At 38.1% G+C, this 17,772-nt stretch carries 17 protein-coding genes; all 17 read left to right on the top strand.

Features of this window, described 5'->3' with window-relative positions; all coding sequences use genetic code 11:
• Positions 1 to 153: 153 nt before the first annotated feature.
• The 17 genes from QM382_RS04340 (at position 154) to QM382_RS04260 (ending at position 17,768) form a co-directional block, all read left to right on the top strand.
• Positions 154 to 1,317 carry a class I SAM-dependent rRNA methyltransferase gene (locus tag QM382_RS04340; RefSeq protein ID WP_414272580.1) on the top strand — a complete coding sequence of 388 codons (1,164 nt, stop codon included), beginning with the start codon at positions 154 to 156 and terminating at the stop codon, positions 1,315 to 1,317.
• Positions 1,314 to 1,991 (top strand): type I 3-dehydroquinate dehydratase, encoded by a 678-nt coding sequence (aroD, locus tag QM382_RS04335; protein ID WP_045614175.1) that lies wholly within the window; start codon positions 1,314 to 1,316, stop codon positions 1,989 to 1,991. Before QM382_RS04340 ends, aroD begins: the two co-directional genes overlap by 4 nt.
• Positions 1,981 to 2,835 (top strand): shikimate dehydrogenase, encoded by an 855-nt coding sequence (locus tag QM382_RS04330; RefSeq protein WP_004252230.1) that lies wholly within the window; start codon positions 1,981 to 1,983, stop codon positions 2,833 to 2,835. Before aroD ends, QM382_RS04330 begins: the two co-directional genes overlap by 11 nt.
• An 18-nt stretch (positions 2,836 to 2,853) precedes the next feature.
• A complete protein-coding gene (gene aroB, locus QM382_RS04325) occupies positions 2,854 to 3,921 on the top strand; it encodes a 3-dehydroquinate synthase (RefSeq protein ID WP_414272579.1) in 1,068 nt (355 codons plus the stop codon).
• A 9-nt stretch (positions 3,922 to 3,930) separates the two neighbouring features.
• On the top strand, positions 3,931 to 5,097 hold the full coding sequence (gene aroC / locus QM382_RS04320) for a chorismate synthase (RefSeq protein ID WP_414272578.1): 1,167 nt from the start codon (positions 3,931 to 3,933) through the stop codon (positions 5,095 to 5,097).
• A gap of 9 nt (positions 5,098 to 5,106) precedes the next feature.
• A complete protein-coding gene (locus QM382_RS04315) occupies positions 5,107 to 6,210 on the top strand; it encodes a prephenate dehydrogenase (protein WP_414272577.1) in 1,104 nt (367 codons plus the stop codon).
• Positions 6,211 to 6,221: 11 nt separating this feature from the next.
• Positions 6,222 to 6,560 (top strand): YlbF/YmcA family competence regulator, encoded by a 339-nt coding sequence (locus QM382_RS04310; protein ID WP_036757185.1) that lies wholly within the window; start codon positions 6,222 to 6,224, stop codon positions 6,558 to 6,560.
• A gap of 89 nt (positions 6,561 to 6,649) precedes the next feature.
• Positions 6,650 to 7,933 (top strand): 3-phosphoshikimate 1-carboxyvinyltransferase, encoded by a 1,284-nt coding sequence (gene aroA / locus QM382_RS04305; RefSeq protein WP_414272576.1) that lies wholly within the window; start codon positions 6,650 to 6,652, stop codon positions 7,931 to 7,933.
• The gene (locus QM382_RS04300) at positions 7,926 to 8,402 is read left to right on the top strand and encodes a shikimate kinase (RefSeq protein ID WP_414272575.1); all 477 of its coding nucleotides are present in this window, start codon (positions 7,926 to 7,928) and stop codon (positions 8,400 to 8,402) included. The genes aroA and QM382_RS04300 overlap by 8 nt, the downstream gene beginning before the upstream one ends.
• Entirely contained in the window at positions 8,399 to 9,247 is an 849-nt protein-coding gene (gene pheA, locus QM382_RS04295) for a prephenate dehydratase (RefSeq protein WP_414272574.1), read from the top strand. Before QM382_RS04300 ends, pheA begins: the two co-directional genes overlap by 4 nt.
• Positions 9,244 to 10,572 carry an LCP family protein gene (locus QM382_RS04290; RefSeq protein ID WP_414272573.1) on the top strand — a complete coding sequence of 443 codons (1,329 nt, stop codon included), beginning with the start codon at positions 9,244 to 9,246 and terminating at the stop codon, positions 10,570 to 10,572. Before pheA ends, QM382_RS04290 begins: the two co-directional genes overlap by 4 nt.
• Positions 10,573 to 10,715: 143 nt before the next feature.
• Complete coding sequence (locus QM382_RS04285; RefSeq protein WP_414272572.1) at positions 10,716 to 11,552, top strand: LicD family protein; 837 nt, start codon at positions 10,716 to 10,718, stop codon at positions 11,550 to 11,552.
• Positions 11,542 to 12,645 carry a glycosyltransferase gene (locus tag QM382_RS04280; protein WP_414272571.1) on the top strand — a complete coding sequence of 368 codons (1,104 nt, stop codon included), beginning with the start codon at positions 11,542 to 11,544 and terminating at the stop codon, positions 12,643 to 12,645. The genes QM382_RS04285 and QM382_RS04280 overlap by 11 nt, the downstream gene beginning before the upstream one ends.
• Before the next feature lies 1 nt (position 12,646).
• Positions 12,647 to 13,633 carry a glycosyltransferase family 2 protein gene (locus QM382_RS04275; protein ID WP_414272570.1) on the top strand — a complete coding sequence of 329 codons (987 nt, stop codon included), beginning with the start codon at positions 12,647 to 12,649 and terminating at the stop codon, positions 13,631 to 13,633.
• A 15-nt stretch (positions 13,634 to 13,648) separates the two neighbouring features.
• The gene (locus QM382_RS04270) at positions 13,649 to 15,115 is read left to right on the top strand and encodes an O-antigen polysaccharide polymerase Wzy family protein (RefSeq protein WP_414272569.1); all 1,467 of its coding nucleotides are present in this window, start codon (positions 13,649 to 13,651) and stop codon (positions 15,113 to 15,115) included.
• A complete protein-coding gene (locus QM382_RS04265; RefSeq protein WP_414272568.1) occupies positions 15,108 to 16,145 on the top strand; it encodes a prephenate dehydratase in 1,038 nt (345 codons plus the stop codon). Before QM382_RS04270 ends, QM382_RS04265 begins: the two co-directional genes overlap by 8 nt.
• A gap of 135 nt (positions 16,146 to 16,280) precedes the next feature.
• Positions 16,281 to 17,768 (top strand): oligosaccharide flippase family protein, encoded by a 1,488-nt coding sequence (locus QM382_RS04260; RefSeq protein WP_414272567.1) that lies wholly within the window; start codon positions 16,281 to 16,283, stop codon positions 17,766 to 17,768.
• Positions 17,769 to 17,772: the final 4 nt, after the last annotated feature.

The raw sequence follows: 17,772 nt of genomic DNA, 5'->3' as shown, positions 1-17,772 counted from the left end.
TACGGTAATAGAATGAAATTTCTCAACACAAATGACCATTCTCATTTAGAAATCATCAAGCAGAAACAAAAAGCTTGGATAGTTCCTATGACATCAATGGAGAAATCACTTTCTACTTTGTGAATTTTCAACAAATTTGATATAATTGTATCTATGAATAAAATATTCGTCAGTCGGCGTGTCGAAAAAAAGCTTCGCAAAGGTCAGGTTCTTTTGGAAGAAGTTGATTTTCCAGACTTATCTGAAACTGATCAGGAAGTTGAACTTTTCAGCCAAAGCAAAGAATTTTTAGGGAAGGCTTATTTATCCCGTCAAAATAAGGGAATTGGCTGGTTTGTATCTAACCAGAACATTTCTTTTAAACAAACCTTCTTTGAAAGTTTGTTTAAGCAAGCCAAAAAAAAACGTTCTTCCTACTATCAAGATGAGTTGACAACTGCCTTTCGTTTGTTTAATCAAGAAGGTGATGGTTTTGGTGGAATGACGCTGGATCTCTATGGAGATTATGTTGTTTTCTCTTGGTACAACTCCTATATTTATAGTCTTCGCCAAGAGATTATTGCAGCCTTCTCTCAGGTATTCCCGGAAGTCTTAGGTGCCTATGAAAAGATTCGCTTTAAAGGTCTAGACTATGAGTCTGCCCATATCTATGGTCAAGAAGCAGCTGAATATTTCACTGTTCTCGAGAATGGAGTCTTGTACCAAGTCTTTATGAATGACGGCCTTATGACAGGAATTTTCTTGGATCAGCATGAAGTTCGTGGGAGCTTAGTTGATGGTTTAGCAATGGGGAAATCCTTACTCAATATGTTTTCCTACACAGCGGCCTTCTCAGTCGCTGCAGCTATGGGAGGAGCTAGTGAAACAACCTCTGTAGACCTAGCCAAACGTTCAAGAGAACTATCAGAAGCTCATTTTCATGCCAATGGTTTGAGTCTAGACAATCATCGACTGCTTGTCATGGATGTCTTTGAATATTTTAAATATGCTAAAAGAAAAGGTTTAAGCTATGACGTGATTGTTCTGGATCCGCCTAGCTTTGCCCGAAATAAAAAACAAACATTCTCTGTAGCTAAGGATTATCATAAGTTGATTTCCCAAAGCCTAGAGATTTTAAACCCAGGTGGAATCATTATTGCTAGTACCAATGCGGCTAATGTTTCCCGTCAAAAATTCACAGAACAAATCGACAAAGGATTTGCAGGTAGAAAGTATCAGGTCCTTCATAAATATGGACTTCCAGCAGACTTTGTCTACAATGAAAAAGATGAAAGTAGTAATTACCTCAAAGTGATTACCATGAAGGTTAGTAAATGAAATTAATTGTTTCTGTCATGCCAAGAAGTATAGAAGAGGCTCAGGCTATTGATGTTATGCGGTATCATGATGCAGATATCATTGAGTGGAGAGCAGACTTCTTACCCAAGGAAGCTATCTTGCAGGTAGCGCCAGCTATTTTTGAAAAATTTGCAGGTCGTGAGCTTGTTTTTACTTTACGTACTCGTTCTGAGGGTGGTCAAATTGAGCTCTCTTCAGAAGAGTATGTTCAAATTATCAAGGAAGTGGCCCAGCTTTATCAACCAGATTATATTGATTTTGAGTATTTCAGCTACAAGGATGTTTTTGATCAGATGTTGGACTTTCCAAATCTTGTCTTGAGCTACCATAACTTCCAAGAGACACCTGAAAATCTAATGGAAATATTGTCTGAGTTAACAAGTTTAAATCCTAAAGTTGTGAAAATAGCTGTTATGGCTAATACAGAACAAGATGTGTTGGATCTGATGAACTTTACACGTGGCTTTAAAACACTGAATCCTGAACAAGAATATGTAACGATTTCTATGGGAAAAGTGGGCAAGGTCTCTCGTATTACTTCAGATGTGACTGGTTCTAGTTGGTCTTTTGCAAGTCTAGATGAAGCTAGTGCTCCAGGACAAATTTCACTATCTAGCATGAAAAAAATTAGGGAGCTTCTAAATGAAGATTGATGGCTACACACGTTTAGCAGCTGTAGTCGCAAATCCTATCAAACACTCCATTTCTCCCTTTATTCACAATAGCGCTTTTGAAGCAACCAATACCAATGGTGTTTATCTTGCTTGGGAAGTAGATGCGACTGAACTAGCAGAAACAGTTGCTAATATTCGTCGCTACCAGATGTATGGAATCAATCTTTCCATGCCTTACAAGGAACAAGTGATTCCTTATCTGGACCAGTTGAGCGAAGAGGCTTGTTTAATTGGTGCAGTTAATACAGTTGTGAATCGAGAAGGAACATTAATTGGATATAACACAGATGGCAAGGGATTCTTTAAGAGCTTGCCTTCTTTTAAAATATCAAGGAAAAGACTGGTTTTGTTAGGAGCAGGCGGTGCAGCCAAGGCAATTTTGGCACAGGCAATCTTGGATGGAGTGAGTCAGATTTCTGTCTTTGTTCGTTCTTCATCCATGGAAAAAACAAGACCTTACTTAGAAAAAATACAGAATACGACTGGATTTAGAGTAGATTTATTGGCATTAGAGGATGTTCAAGAGCTTCAAGACAGCATCACTCAAGCCGACCTCTTGGTTAATGCTACTAGTGTGGGCATGGATGGATTCTCTCAGCCGATCCCGACCAGCATCGTTTTACCAGAGAAGCTCTTGGTAGCAGATGTGATTTATCAACCCTTTGAAACACCGTTTTTAAAATGGGCAAGAAACCAGGGAAATCATGCTGTTAATGGCCTGGGCATGTTGCTTTACCAAGCTGCTGAAGCTTTTGAGTTATGGACAGGCAAGGAAATGCCAACAGATCAAATCTGGGAATTATTAAAACAAAAGTACCAATAAAGAAAAAGGAGACCTGCTATGAAAATTAGAATAGACCTTCCACATCATCCTTACGATATTCAGATTGAAAAAGGATGCTTGTCTCAAGCAGGAAAATGGTTGCGTGAACTTTGGCAACCACAAAAGATTGTTATCATAACGGATAACCGTGTGGCTTCACTCTATGCAGAAAAGGTTAAATTGAGTTTGGCGGATGCTGGCTTTCAAGTGGCAGTTTTTGACTTTCTAGAGGGTGAAGGGCGAAAAAATCTAACCACGGTTCAAAAGGCTTATGAATTTCTAGTTAAGCAAGACTTGACTCGCAGTGACGGAATCGTAGCTTTAGGTGGTGGTGTAGTTGGTGATTTAGCTGGATTTGTAGCCTCAACCTATATGCGAGGTATTCACTTTGTTCAAATTCCGACTAGCTTGACAGCTCAAGTTGACTCTTCAATCGGGGGTAAGACAGGAGTGAATACTCCTTTTGCCAAGAATATGGTGGGGACTTTTGCTCAACCGGATGGTGTTTTGATTGACTCAACTGTTCTTGAGACCTTGGGTAAGAGAGAGTTAATTGAAGGAATGGGCGAAGTCATCAAGTATGGCCTCATCGAAGATCCTGAGCTTTGGGACCTATTATCTGATATGGATGGTTCTGTCGAAAGCATATTGGAACATTCCGAGAGTTTGATTGAGCATTCTTGTCAGGTTAAGCGCAAGATGGTGGTTGAGGATGAGTTGGATAATGGCATTCGTTTATATCTCAACTTTGGTCACACAATTGGCCATGCCATCGAAGCAACTGCTGGTTATGGAAAAGTCATGCACGGTGAGGCAGTAGCTATGGGAATGGTTCAGGTCTCTAAGGTAGCAGAAGAAAAAGGACTCATGCCAGCTGGAATAACTCAGTCTATCCGAGAGATGTGTCAGAAGTTTGGTCTTCCTGTTGATTATGAAAACTGGGATGTTGACAAGCTCTATCAGGCTTTGACTCATGACAAAAAAGCGCGTGGCAATACCATGAAATTAGTTTTGGTGCCAGAACTTGGTTCAGCGATGATTCACCCAGTTTTTCTCGAAGAAATGAAAGATTACTTAGTAAAATAAGGAGAATGTATGAGATATTTAACAGCAGGAGAGTCACATGGTCCTCGTCTGACAGCAATTATTGAAGGAATTCCAGCAGGACTGCCTTTGACTGCAGAAGATATTAATGAGGATCTCAAACGTCGCCAAGGTGGATACGGACGTGGTGGACGAATGAAGATTGAAAGTGACCAAGTTGTCTTTACTTCTGGTGTTCGCCACGGGAAGACGACAGGGGCTCCCATTACCATGGATGTCATTAACAAAGACCATCAAAAATGGCTAGATATCATGTCTGCCGAGGATATTGAGGACAAACTCAAAAGTAAACGAAAAATCACACATCCTCGTCCAGGTCACGCGGACTTGGTTGGGGGCATCAAATACCGCTTTGATGATTTGCGAAATTCTTTGGAACGTTCATCTGCCCGTGAAACAACTATGCGGGTTGCAGTTGGAGCAGTAGCCAAGCGGCTTTTAGCTGAGCTTGATGTCGAAATTGCTAACCATGTTGTTATCTTCGGTGGTAAGGAAATCAATGTTCCAGAAAACTTAACAGTCTCAGAGATTAAGAAACTGGCTGCCCAGTCTGAAGTTTCTATCGTCAACCAAGAACGTGAGCAGGAGATTAAGGACTATATTGACCAGATTAAGCGAGATGGGGATACCATCGGAGGTGTTGTAGAAACAGTTGTCGGAGGTGTTCCGGTTGGTCTTGGTTCTTATGTCCAATGGGATCGTAAACTAGATGCAAGGCTAGCTCAAGCTGTTGTTTCTATCAATGCCTTTAAGGGAGTTGAGTTTGGTCTTGGTTTTAAAGCAGGCCATCTTAAGGGTAGCCAAGTCATGGATGAAATCCTCTGGTCATCAGAAGATGGCTATACTCGTCGGACTAATAACCTTGGAGGTTTCGAAGGTGGTATGACCAACGGCCAACCGATTATCGTTCGTGGAGTTATGAAGCCAATTCCTACTCTTTATAAGCCGTTGATGAGTGTCGATATTGAAACTCATGAGCCTTATAAAGCAACAGTAGAGAGAAGTGATCCTACTGCTCTTCCAGCAGCAGGTGTCGTTATGGAGGCAGTCGTAGCAACGGTTTTGGCTCAAGAAATCCTTGAGAAATTCTCCTCTGATAATCTGGAAGAATTAAAAGAAGCTGTTGCAAAACATCGGGAGTATACAAAGAATTATTAAGGAGTTCTTATGGCAAAAACCATCTATATTGCAGGACTAGGTTTGATTGGTGCTTCCATGGCACTCGGAATCAAGCGGGATCATCCTGATTATGAAATTTTAGGATATAATCGTAGTCAAGCGTCTAGAGATATTGCCTTGGAGAGAGGAATGATTGACCGAGCGACGGATGATTTTGCCAGTTTTGCTCCACTTGCAGACGTCATCATTCTTAGCCTGCCAATCAAGCAAACTATTGCCTTTATTAAGGAATTGGGCAACTTGGACTTGAAAGAAGGTGTCATTATTTCTGATGCTGGATCGACCAAGTCAGCTATCGTGGCTACAGCTGAAAAATGTTTTGCTGATAAGTCTGTTCGCTTTGTGGGGGCCCATCCTATGGCAGGGAGCCATAAGACAGGAGCGGCCTCTGCAGATGTTAATCTTTTTGAAAACGCCTATTATATCTTCACGCCATCTAGTCTGACAACTCCGGCTACGCTCGAAGAAATGAGAGACTTGCTGTCAGGTCTTCATGCTCGTTTCATTGAAATTGATGCTGAAGAGCATGACCGAGTGACTTCTCAGATTAGCCATTTTCCGCATATCTTAGCATCAGGTCTGATGGAACAAACTGCAAGTTATGCTGAAGAGCATGAAATGGCGCGACGCTTTGCGGCCGGTGGATTTCGAGATATGACTCGGATTGCCGAAAGTGAGCCTGGTATGTGGACTTCTATCCTCTTATCCAATCGGGATACCATTATTGAACGCATCGAGGACTTCAAGGGTCGTTTGGACGATATTGGACAAGCTATCAGTGTAGGTGATGAAAGCCAAATCTGGAATTTTTTCAATCAAGCGCGTGAGCAACGTCAAGCTATGGAAATCCATAAACGCGGAGGAGTAGACAGCTCATTTGACCTTTATGTAGATGTTCCCGATGAGGAAGATGTGATTTTACGCATCTTGGAATTGCTACGTGGAACTTCTTTGGTCAATATCCATATCAATGAGGAAAACCGTGAGGATGTTCACGGGATTCTGCAAATTTCCTTTAAGAATGCTCAGGACTTGGAAAGAGCTGAGCAAGTCATTACAGAAAATACTGACTACACAGTCGTTATTAAATAAGGAGGACAATTATGTCAAATATTTATGATAGTGCAAATGCACTAAGTCGTGGACTACGCGAATTGCCTGAATACAAGGCAGTTAAAGAAGCTAGAGATGCCATCCAAGCGGATGCAGAAGCAAGCAAAATTTTTGCAGATTATATTGCTTTTCAACATGAAATCCAAATCATGGCACAAACTGGTCAAATTCCAGATGCTTCTTTCCAAGAAAAAATGGAAAGTTTTGGCAAGCAGATTCAAGGGAACTCTCTCTTGTCAGAATTCTTTGCCAAACAGCAACAACTTTCTATCTACCTTTCTGATATTGAAAAAATTGTCTTTGAACCAATTTCAGAACTTTTAAAATAAGAATTCACCTCATAAAGTCAGGAATTTTTAAGAAATTTCTGACTTTTTATGATAAAATAAGAAAAAGTATTGTCAGTATGAGGGCCCGTATGAAATTAAAAACAAACATTAAGCACTTAAATGGTAGTATTCGCGTACCTGGGGATAAGTCCATCAGTCATCGCTCGATTATTTTTGGAAGCTTAGCTGAGGGAGAAACCAAGGTTTATGATATCTTGCGTGGTGAAGATGTCTTGTCAACCATGCAGGTATTTCGTGACCTCGGCGTAGAGATTGAGGATAAGGACGGTGTCGTTACAATTCAAGGTGTTGGGATGAATGGATTGAAAGCACCTCAGAAAGCTCTGGATATGGGGAATTCTGGGACATCTATTCGTTTGATTTCAGGCGTACTTGCTGGTGCAGACTTTGAAGTAGAGATGTTTGGAGATGATAGTCTTTCTAAACGCCCCATGGATCGTGTGACCCTTCCCTTGAAAAAGATGGGAGTTAGCATTTCTGGTCAGACAGAGCGAGACTTGCCACCGTTGCACTTAAAAGGAACAAAAAGCTTAAAACCTATTCAATATGAATTGCCAATTGCCTCTGCTCAAGTCAAGTCAGCCTTGATTTTTGCAGCATTGCAGGCTCACGGCCAGTCAGTCATTATCGAGAAGGAGTGCACTCGTAATCACACAGAAGATATGCTCCAACAATTCGGAGGTGATTTGAGTGTCGATGGTAAGAAAATCACTGTTCAAGGGCCACAGAAACTAAGTGGACAAAAGGTTGTCGTGCCAGGAGATATTTCTAGTGCAGCCTTTTGGTTAGTAGCAGGTTTGATTGTGCCAAATTCTCGAGTGGTACTTAAGAATGTCGGTATTAATGAAACACGTACAGGTATTATCGATGTTATCCGAGCTATGGGTGGGAAATTAGAGATTACTGATATGGATCCAATTGCCAAATCTGCAACCTTGACTGTTGAAACTTCAGATTTGAAGGGAACAGAGATTGGCGGGGCCTTGATTCCACGTTTAATTGATGAATTGCCGATTATCGCGCTCCTTGCTACCCAAGCTCAAGGTCAAACAGTTATCAAAGATGCAGAAGAACTCAAGGTTAAAGAAACGGATCGCATTCAAGTTGTTGCGGATGCTTTAAATAGCATGGGAGCAACTATTACTCCTACAGCAGACGGAATGATTATCAAAGGGAAATCTACCCTCCATGGCGCTAGAGTCAATACCTTTGGAGACCACCGTATCGGTATGATGACAGCCATTGCAGCTCTCTTAGTTGCGGATGGAGAGGTCGAATTGGATCGTGCCGAAGCTATCAACACAAGCTATCCAAGTTTCTTTGATGATTTGGAGACTTTGATTCATGGCTAAGGTTTTACTAGGTTTTATGGGTTCAGGAAAAACTACTATTGCTAGAAAGCTGGATTCTGACTTCGTAGATATGGATGCCTTGCTGGTAGACCGACTGGGGATGCCGATTGCTCGTTTCTTTGAAGAAAAAGGAGAGGCAGCCTTCCGCCAACTAGAAGAAGAAGTCCTAGCTGACTTGCTAAAGACAGATAAAGTTATTTCTACAGGCGGAGGGATTGTTATTTCGCCACGTAATCGTGCCTTGCTCAAGCAGAACTCAGACAACATCTACCTCAAAGCCGATTTTGAGATCCTGTACCAGCGAATCTCAGCTGATAAGGACAATCAACGTCCACTATTTTTAAAAAATAGCAAGGAAGAATTGCTTGCAATTTTTAAAGAAAGACAGGCTTGGTATGAGGAAGTGGCTAGTCAGGTTGTAGATGTATCAAGTTTAAACCCAGATGAAATTATAGAGGAACTGAAATGAAAATTGCCTACCTAGGTCCCAAAGGGTCTTTTTCGCACCATGTAGTGCAAACGGCTTTTCCTCATGAGGAACTAGAGCCATTTTCAAATATTACAGATGTTATCAAGGCCTATGAACAGGGCTTGGTAGATTATTCAGTAGTGCCAGTTGAAAACTCCATAGAAGGTAGTGTTCATGAAACCTTGGACTATCTTTTTCATCAAGCTCGAATTCAGGCTGTAGCAGAGATTGTTCAGCCAATTCATCAACAGCTAATGGCAGTGCCAGGCCAGTCTAGAATTGAAAAAATCTTTTCTCATCCACAGGCATTGGCTCAAGGGAAGAAATTTATCGATGAACATTATCCGAATGCTCAATTAGAAGTCACTGCCAGTACAGCCTACGCCGCGCGGTATGTTTCCGAACATCCGGATCAACCTTTTGCAGCTATTGCTCCCAAGAGCTCTGCTGAGGAATATGGACTAGAATTAGTCGCTCAAGATATTCAAGAAATGGAAGCTAATTTCACGCGTTTTTGGGTTTTGGGACCTAACTTACCACAAATTCCCTTGAATGCAGATTCTGAAAAGATGAGCTTAGCCTTGACCTTGCCAGATAATCTACCTGGTGCATTGTATAAGGCTCTTTCTACCTTTGCTTGGCGCGGAATTGATCTGACGAAGATTGAGAGTCGTCCCCTAAAAACTGCCTTGGGGGAATACTTTTTTATCATTGATGTCGCTTATACTGATAAAGAACTGGTCCATTTTGCTCAAAAAGAACTAGAAACGATTGGTATCCAGTATAAAATACTTGGAGCTTACCCTATCTATACCATACAGGATAAAGGGAAGGAGAAGGAATGACTAGAGAAAATCCTCTGACACACCATGAAAAATTACGCTATGACTATCTCTTGAAAAATATTCATTATTTGAATGAGAAAGAAAAGAGAGAGTTTGCTTTTTTACAAGCTAAGCTGGATGGTCCACAAGAAGCTCGTTCAGTTGTCGTAGAAGAAGCAGAAAATCAAGACTATCAGGACTATACGGAATCTAATACAGGTCTACCGAGTTATACAAATCGTAGCCGAGCTAGTCGACGTAGTAGTCTACCTCAACCAAAAGCCAAGATTCCTAAGCAGAAGAAACCAAAGAAAAAAAGAGTCTTTCGATTTAAACGCATACTTGCTTGGTTAGGAATGCTATTGCTTTGTGCTGCAGTAGGAATGATTTTCATGTTCCTGAAAGGTTTCCAATCAGCCAATCCGAATGGCTCAAGTGGATCAAAAGATGCCAAGGCTGCTCAAGTTGAAGTCTTCAATGGACAGGATACAAGAGATGGTGTCAATATTCTTATTTTAGGGACAGACGGCCGTATTGGACAGAATAGTGCAGAAACACGGACAGATTCCATTATGGTTCTAAATGTAAGTGGTAAGGATAAAAAACTTAAGCTTGTAAGTTTTATGCGAGATAACCTAGTTTATATTGATGGTTATAGCCAAGTTATTAACGGACAAAAACAAACTGACCACAAGTTGAACTTGGCCTACGAATTGGGGGAACAAGAAGGAAAACAAGGGGCTGAAATGGTGCGTAAGGTCCTTAAAGATAACTTTGACCTAGATATCAAATACTATGCCCTTGTTGATTTCCAAGCTTTTGCGACTGCCATTGACACCCTTTTCCCCGATGGTGTGACTATTGATGCTCAATTTTCAACTCTAAATGGAGTTCCAGTTACAGAAGCAACAGTTGGTGATGACTTGCATGCGACAGAAACAGAATCACCAACACAAACTATTAAAGTCGGAACACAACAAATGAATGGTTCAACTCTCCTTAACTATGCACGTTTCCGCGATGATGATGAAGGGGACTATGGTCGTACTCGTAGACAGCAACAAGTCATGACAGCTGTTTTACAGCAAATTAAAGATCCAACAAAACTTTTCACAGGTTCAGAAGCTCTTGGTAAAGTATTTGCTATGACATCCACAAACCTTCCTTATACTTTTATATTGACCAACGGATTATCCGTTCTTGAGGGAGGTCAGAACGGTATTGAAAGACTAACAGTACCGGAACTTGGAGACTGGGTAGATGACTATGATGTCTATGGAGGTCAGTCACTTCGTATTGACCAAGAAGCCTATCAGAAAAAATTAGCTCAAATGGGATTTAGATGATAATAAAAACTAAATCAAAGCTTGAAACATCTAATAAAATAGGTGTTCTCGGGCTTTGATTTTTCACATGGTTAGATGGATTTTTTGACCATTTTTATGGTATAATGAAATGATGTAATTCTATAGAAGAGGATGAGAACGAGATGAGTGATTTAAAGGTAATTCAAGCCCGTAGCTTAGAGATGGCTGAATATTTTGTCGCCTTTTGTAAAGAACATGGCTTGCTCTGTTATTTGTGTGGCGGAGGAGCAATTGGAGCTTTACGACATAAAGGTTTTATCCCATGGGATGATGATTTGGACTTCTTTATGCCCCGTAAGGACTATGAAAAACTAGCAGAGCTATGGCCTCAATATGCAGATGAACGTTATTTCCTATCAAAGAGTTCTAAAGACTATGTAGACCGTAACCTCTTTATCACCATTCGCGATAAGGAGACGACTTGTATCAAGCCTTATCAAAAAGATTTGGATTTACCACACGGCTTGGCTTTAGATGTTCTTCCCTTGGACTACTACCCTAAAAATCCAGCAGAGCGCAAGAAACAGGTCCGTTGGGCTTTGATTTATTCCCTCTTCTGTGCACAAACTATTCCGGAAAAGCATGGGGCTCTTATGAAGTGGGGTAGTACCATTTTACTAGGAGTAACTCCTAAAGCCCTTCGCTATCGTATCTGGAAAAAGGCTGAAAAAGAAATGACCAAGTATGGACCAGCTGAAAGTGATGGCATCACAGAATTATGCTCAGGTCCAGGTTACATGAAGAAGAAATACCCAATTCAAGCCTTTGAAGATAGCATTTTCTTACCATTCGAAGGGACAGAAATGCCTATTCCAGTTGGTTACGATGCCTATCTCAGTACAGCTTTTGGTGATTACATGACGCCGCCTCCAGCTGATAAGCAAGTCCCTCACCACGATGCCGTCATAGCAGATATGGATAAGAGTTATAGAGAATATATGGGAGAATATGGTGGATAAGAAAAAAATTTTATTTTTTATGTGGTCTTTCTCTCTAGGCGGAGGTGCAGAAAAAATCCTTTCAACGATTGTTTCAAATTTGGATCCTGAAAAGTATGATATTGACATCCTTGAAATGGAACATTTTGACAAAGGATACGAACAAGTACCTAAAAATGTGAGAATTTTAAAATCCTTACAAGATTACCGCCAACCAAGATGGTTAAGAGCGCTTTTGTGGAGATTGAGAATTTATTTCCCAAGATTTACAAGACGATTGCTTGTAGAAGATCAATATGATGTAGAGGTGTCTTTTACCATCATGAATCCTCCTCTTTTATTTTCTAAACGAAAAGAAGTGAAGAAAATTTCTTGGATTCATGGAAGTATTGAAGAATTTTTAACAGATAGGTCGAAACGCGAATCTCATAGACATCAGTTAGATGCTGCTGATACGATAGTAGGAATTTCAAAGAAGACCAGCAATTCTATCATAGAAGTTTATCCAGATTACTCACAGAAATTGACTACAGTCTATAATGGTTACGATTTTGAAAGTATTTTGGAAAAATCAAGAGAGAAAGTAACCATAAACATAGCCTCTCAAAGCATCTGCACAATTGGTCGTATTGAAGAAAATAAAGGTTCTGACCGAGTAGTAGAAGTTATACGACTTTTGCACCAACAAGGCAAGAAATATCACCTCTACTTTATAGGTGCGGGTGACATGGAAGAGGAGCTGAAAGAACGAGTCAAAGAGTATCACCTTGAGGATTACGTTCATTTCCTGGGTTATCAAAAAAATCCGTATCAGTATCTTTCTCATATGAAAGTCCTCTTATCCATGTCAAAACAGGAAGGTTTCCCTGGGGTTTATGTTGAAGCCTTGAGCCTGGGAGTTCCTTTTGTGTCTACCGAAGTTGGGGGAGCCGAGGAATTATCTCAGGAAGGACGATTTGGTAAAATCATTGCTAGCAATGAAGAAGCAGCTCAAGCGATTGATAATTACATGACATCAGCATCAAATTTTGATGCCAATGAGGCCAGCCAATTTATTCAGCAATTTACGATTGCTAAACAAATTGAACAAGTAGAAAAACTAATAGAGGAGTAGCATGGAAACTGCATTAATTAGTGTCATTGTTCCTGTTTATAATGTGGCGCAATACCTTGAAAAATCAATAGCATCCATTCAGCAACAAACCTATCAAAATCTTGAAATCATTCTCGTTGATGATGGTTCTACGGATGAAAGTGGGAAAATTGCAGAAGAACTTGCATTAGCAGATAGACGAGTAAAAGTTCATCACCAAATGAATCAAGGACAATCGCAAGCAAGAAATTACGGAAGAGATCTAGCGAATGGCCAATACTTAATTTTTATTGATTCAGATGATTATATTCATCCTGATATGATTGCTACCTTATATCAACAATTAGTCAAAGAAGATGCGGATGTTTCTAGTTGTGGTGTTATGAATGTATACTCGAATAGTGAAACACCACAGTCATCAAATATAGACGATTATTTTGTTTGTGATTCAAAAAAATTTTTGAGTGAATATCTTGTTGGAGAAAAGATTCCAGGCAGCATTTGTAATAAATTAATAAAAAGAGACATAGCAAAACATCTATCGTTTCCTATAGGAAAAATATATGAGGATGCTTATTATCACTTTGATTTGATTAAAGTAGCCAAGAAGTATGTCGTAAATACTAAACCTCACTATTATTATTTTCATAGAGGTGATAGTTCCACAACAAAACCTTTTTCGGAAAAAGATCTATCCTGCGTTGATGTATATGAAACATTTTATAACTATGTAATATCTTACTATCCAGAATTAAAAAAAGAGGCTTTTTTTAGACTTGCTCATGCTCATTTTGTAGTTTTAGATAAGATGCTTTTAGATGAGAATTTCAAAGAGTTTAAAGATTATCCAAAGATTTATGGGTATTTAAAAAAACATGCCTTTGCTATTTTTAAAAATACCATTTTTAGAAAAGGAAGACGTATTAGTGCTTTAGCCTTATTTGTAAATGTAAGATTGTATAGAATATTATTGTTTAAAAATATTGAGCAGTCGAAAAAAATTAATTAGAAAAGGAGGGCTGAGATGGTTGATGGCAAACGAATGTTGCTAACGGTTACGATTCTAAGCTATATCGTAACCATAATAAGTGGAATCACTTATTTGTTTACCAGTAACAACGTAGGACTTCTGACAACTTTGCTTTTGCTCTTAATTAGCAGTCTGCTACTTTGCTGGAATAATATTAAATACTATTTGATTCACTTTATATTCTTTATCACAATTTTTATATTTTTGGTATCCAGACCCACCATTGATTATTTTAGAGATGGAGCGCTAGATACCTATCAACCAATTGCTTATCGATTTGCTTTCCTAGTTGTCATTGTTTCTATCTTAGGATTGACTATAGGTGGCTTTATAGCGAATTATTATCTTGCTCGAAAAAGCAAGACTCCTGTAAAAGTAGAAAAAACAGTAAATATCAATTATATAAAAAAATTACGTTTTGTTTCATTGAGTGTATTTCTACTCACTTATCCATTTTATTTTCTTAGACTATTTGAGCGCTTGCTATACCGTTTGCAAACTTCTTATTACAATTATTATGCAAATTTTGAAAGTCAATTGCCCTACTTTACCTATATCTTATCGACTTTCACGGTTTATGCCATGTGTGTTTACTTAGCAACCAAACCTAAAAAGTCACATGCGACAATGGTTTTAGTTGCCTATATCGCGGCTAACTTGATTCACTTAGTAATTGGTACCAGAAATCCCTTTATTCTAAGTTTGATTTTTGCCTTTGTTTACTACTTTATGCGTGAACAAACGGAGAAAGGTAAATGGATCGGTTTCAAAGAAAGAATGGCTATTTATCTTGGAACACCTGTTCTCATGCTTGCGATGGGAGCATTAAACTATGTTCGTGATAATGCTCAAGTGTCCCATAGTGGAGTTTTTGATTTATTACTCGATTTCATTTATAAACAAGGAACTAGTTTTGGAGTTTTAGCTAGAGGATTCCTGTACAATAGTAGTCTTCCTTATAGAGACTTCCGAAATTTCACTTTTGGTCCGGTTGTTGACTATTTTGCGAGAGGTAGTATCGGAATCATATTTGGTGCCAAACCATTTGAACATACGACAAATAGTATTGAACTAGCGATTGACAGTAATAGTTATGCCCACAATTTATCTTATCTTGTTCTAAATAAAGAATATTTAAGAGGCCATGGTATTGGAAGTAGTTATATCATGGAATTGTATACTGATTATGGTATGTTGGGACTATTTCTACTAAGTATCTTACTTGGTATGCTCTTTATAGCTATGTTGCAAGTGGCATATCGCTCAAGAACAATCTTATTTGCATTATCTTTGCTAATCTTGAATAATTTATTCTTTATGCCTAGAAGTAGCTTCTCAGAAAGTTTCTTTAATCTTTTTACAATGCAATTCTGGGGAATTGTTCTTATTATCATTTTCGTGGCAAAAATGCTTACAAAAGAAAATCATCACTTAATCAAAAAAGGGGAAATACATGTTTGAACATTATTCTGTAGCTGATTTGTTCGCAAATCTTTATAAAAAACGTAAAGTGAATTTGCTAGCTTTACTAGCCTTATTTGCTCTCATAGCTGTACCATTTAGTTTAAAAGCTGTTAAAAGTAAAAATACAGTCAAAGATTCTACTAGCTATTCAACTTATATTACCTATAAGATAACTGCTCCAGAAGAATCATCAAAGACAATTTTAAATCATCAAGTTGGTGGCTATAGTGACTTCTATGCAAAACTAATTGATGGTAATCTCAATGGTGCCTTTCTGTTTAATGATGTTGATTCTGATAAGATGAAAGAAATCGCAAAAGATTTAGATACTACAGAAACAGCATTGAAGAATTCTGCAAGTGACTATTGGACAAAAAAATTAACGATCAATCCATTAATTGATGATGCAGGTGTAACTGTTAAAATTTTAACTCCAAGTAAGGAAGTAAATGATTTCCTTGAGAGTAAATTTGACTCTTTGATTGATAAGTTTAAGTCTACTTTTACAGATGTTAAGATTGAGAAACTTGAAACGGTCAACTCTACAGAATTGACTCCGAATGGAGAAGTTGCTCTTGGATTTAACTTGAAAAATCTTATTTTACGCTTAGTGATTATTGGTGTCCTCTGTGTAGTCTTAGTTATTTTAGCAAATATCCTAGTATATCTCTTTAATCCAACTATCAATCGTGCAGGTGATTTTTCTGCTTATCAAGTAGATTTCGTTTCAACTATCACAACTCTTGAAAATCTTTCTGAACTCCTAAATTATGTGTGCCAAGGCCAACCATTAGCAATTGTAAGTTCAGATAAGCATATCTTGAATAAATTGAAGTCAGAATACAAGTTGAATCTTGAAGGAGTTCAATTTGTTAATTTGCAGAATATCAAAGATCTTTTATCATTTGAGAATGTTTTATTCGTAGAAGAATATGGTGTCACTCGCTATAAGAAATTTGAAGAAAGTATGCAAGAAGTGAGAAATCTCAATCGTTCAGTTTTAGGTGTTATCGCTTTTGCGATCTAAAATCGTTTTACATAAAAATAAAAAGAGGACTGAAAGGTCTTCTTTTTATTCACCATTGAGGGAATAAATAGAATTCTTAGCTGAATAGGCTTTTTAACTAACTTTATGATATAATAAATCGACGAGGTAAATTGAATGAAAAGTATTAAATTAAATGCCCTAGCTTATATGGGTATTCGTGTTTTAAATATCATTTTCCCAATTTTGACGGGTACTTATGTAGCGCGTGTTTTAGATCGTACAGATTATGGTTATTTTAACTCTGTCGATACTATTCTGTCTTTTTTCTTGCCTTTTGCGACCTATGGAGTCTATAATTACGGGCTTCGTGCTATTAGTAATGTAAAAGATAATAAAAAAGAATTAAATAAAGTTTTTTCAAGCCTTTTTTATTTGTGTGTAGCTTGTACGATTTTGACAAGTATTGTCTATCTGTTCTCCTATCCCTTATTCTTTAATAGTAATCCTGTCATCAAAAAGATCTTTTTGGTAATGGGAGTTCAACTGATTGCTCAAATCTTCTCCATCGAATGGGTGAACGAGGCACTTGAAAATTATAGCTTTTTATTTTATAAAACAGCTTTCATACGTGTTCTCATGCTTGTCTCTATCTTTATGTTTGTAAAAAATGAGCATGACATTGTTGTGTATACACTGATTATGAGTCTTTCAACTCTGATCAATTATCTCATTAGTTATTTTTGGATTAAGAGAGATATTCAGTTTGTTAAGGTTTCGTTAGAAGAGTTTAAACCACTTTTCCTACCTTTGACAGCCATGTTGATTTTTGCCAATGCCAATATGTTATTTACCTTCCTTGATCGTCTATTCTTGGTAAAGACGGGTGTTGATGTGAACGTCAGTTACTATACGATGGCACAACGGATTGTAACGGTTATCGCAGGTGTTGTTACGGGTGCGATTGGAGTCAGTGTTCCTCGCTTGAGCTACTATCTAGGTATTGGAAAAAAAGAAGAGTATGTAAATTTGGTAAATCGAGGAAGTCGCATTTTCAACTTTTTCATCATTCCACTTAGTTTTGGTTTGATGATTTTAGGACCTCAAGCAATACTTTTATATGGGAGTGAAAAATATATTGGAGGGGCAAATCTAACTTCTCTATTTGCAGTTCGTACAATTATCCTTGCCCTTGATACTATTTTGGGATCACAAATCCTCTTTACAAATGGATTTGAAAAAAGAATCACAGTCTACACAGTTTTTGCAGGTGTTTTGAACCTAATTCTAGATAGTTTACTTTATTTTAATAATATTATTACACCAGAGTATTATCTAATTACTACCATGTTATCGGAAAGTTTTCTCCTAATACTTTATGCTATCTTTATTCATAAGAAAAAACTAATTAGTTTAAGACATATCTTCAAATATACTGTACGTTATTCACTTTTCGCATTGACATTTGTTCCTATCTATTTCTTGGTCAATGCTATTTATCCAGTCAAGATGGTTATCAACCTACCTTTTTTGATTAATATGCTGATTATCATGGCCTTATCAGCTCTTAGTTATATTGGTTTACTCATTTGGACAAAAGATAGTATCTTTTATGAATTTTTAGGACACTTTGTTTCGCTTAAAAGACGTATAAAAAAATCTTAGGAGG

It is taken from the genome of Streptococcus infantis (assembly GCF_047465185.1).
GTDB classification, from domain to species: domain Bacteria; phylum Bacillota; class Bacilli; order Lactobacillales; family Streptococcaceae; genus Streptococcus; species Streptococcus infantis_O.
The sequence above is the reverse complement of the archived record's forward strand: the minus strand, read 5'-3'. Positions and strand labels throughout refer to the sequence as shown.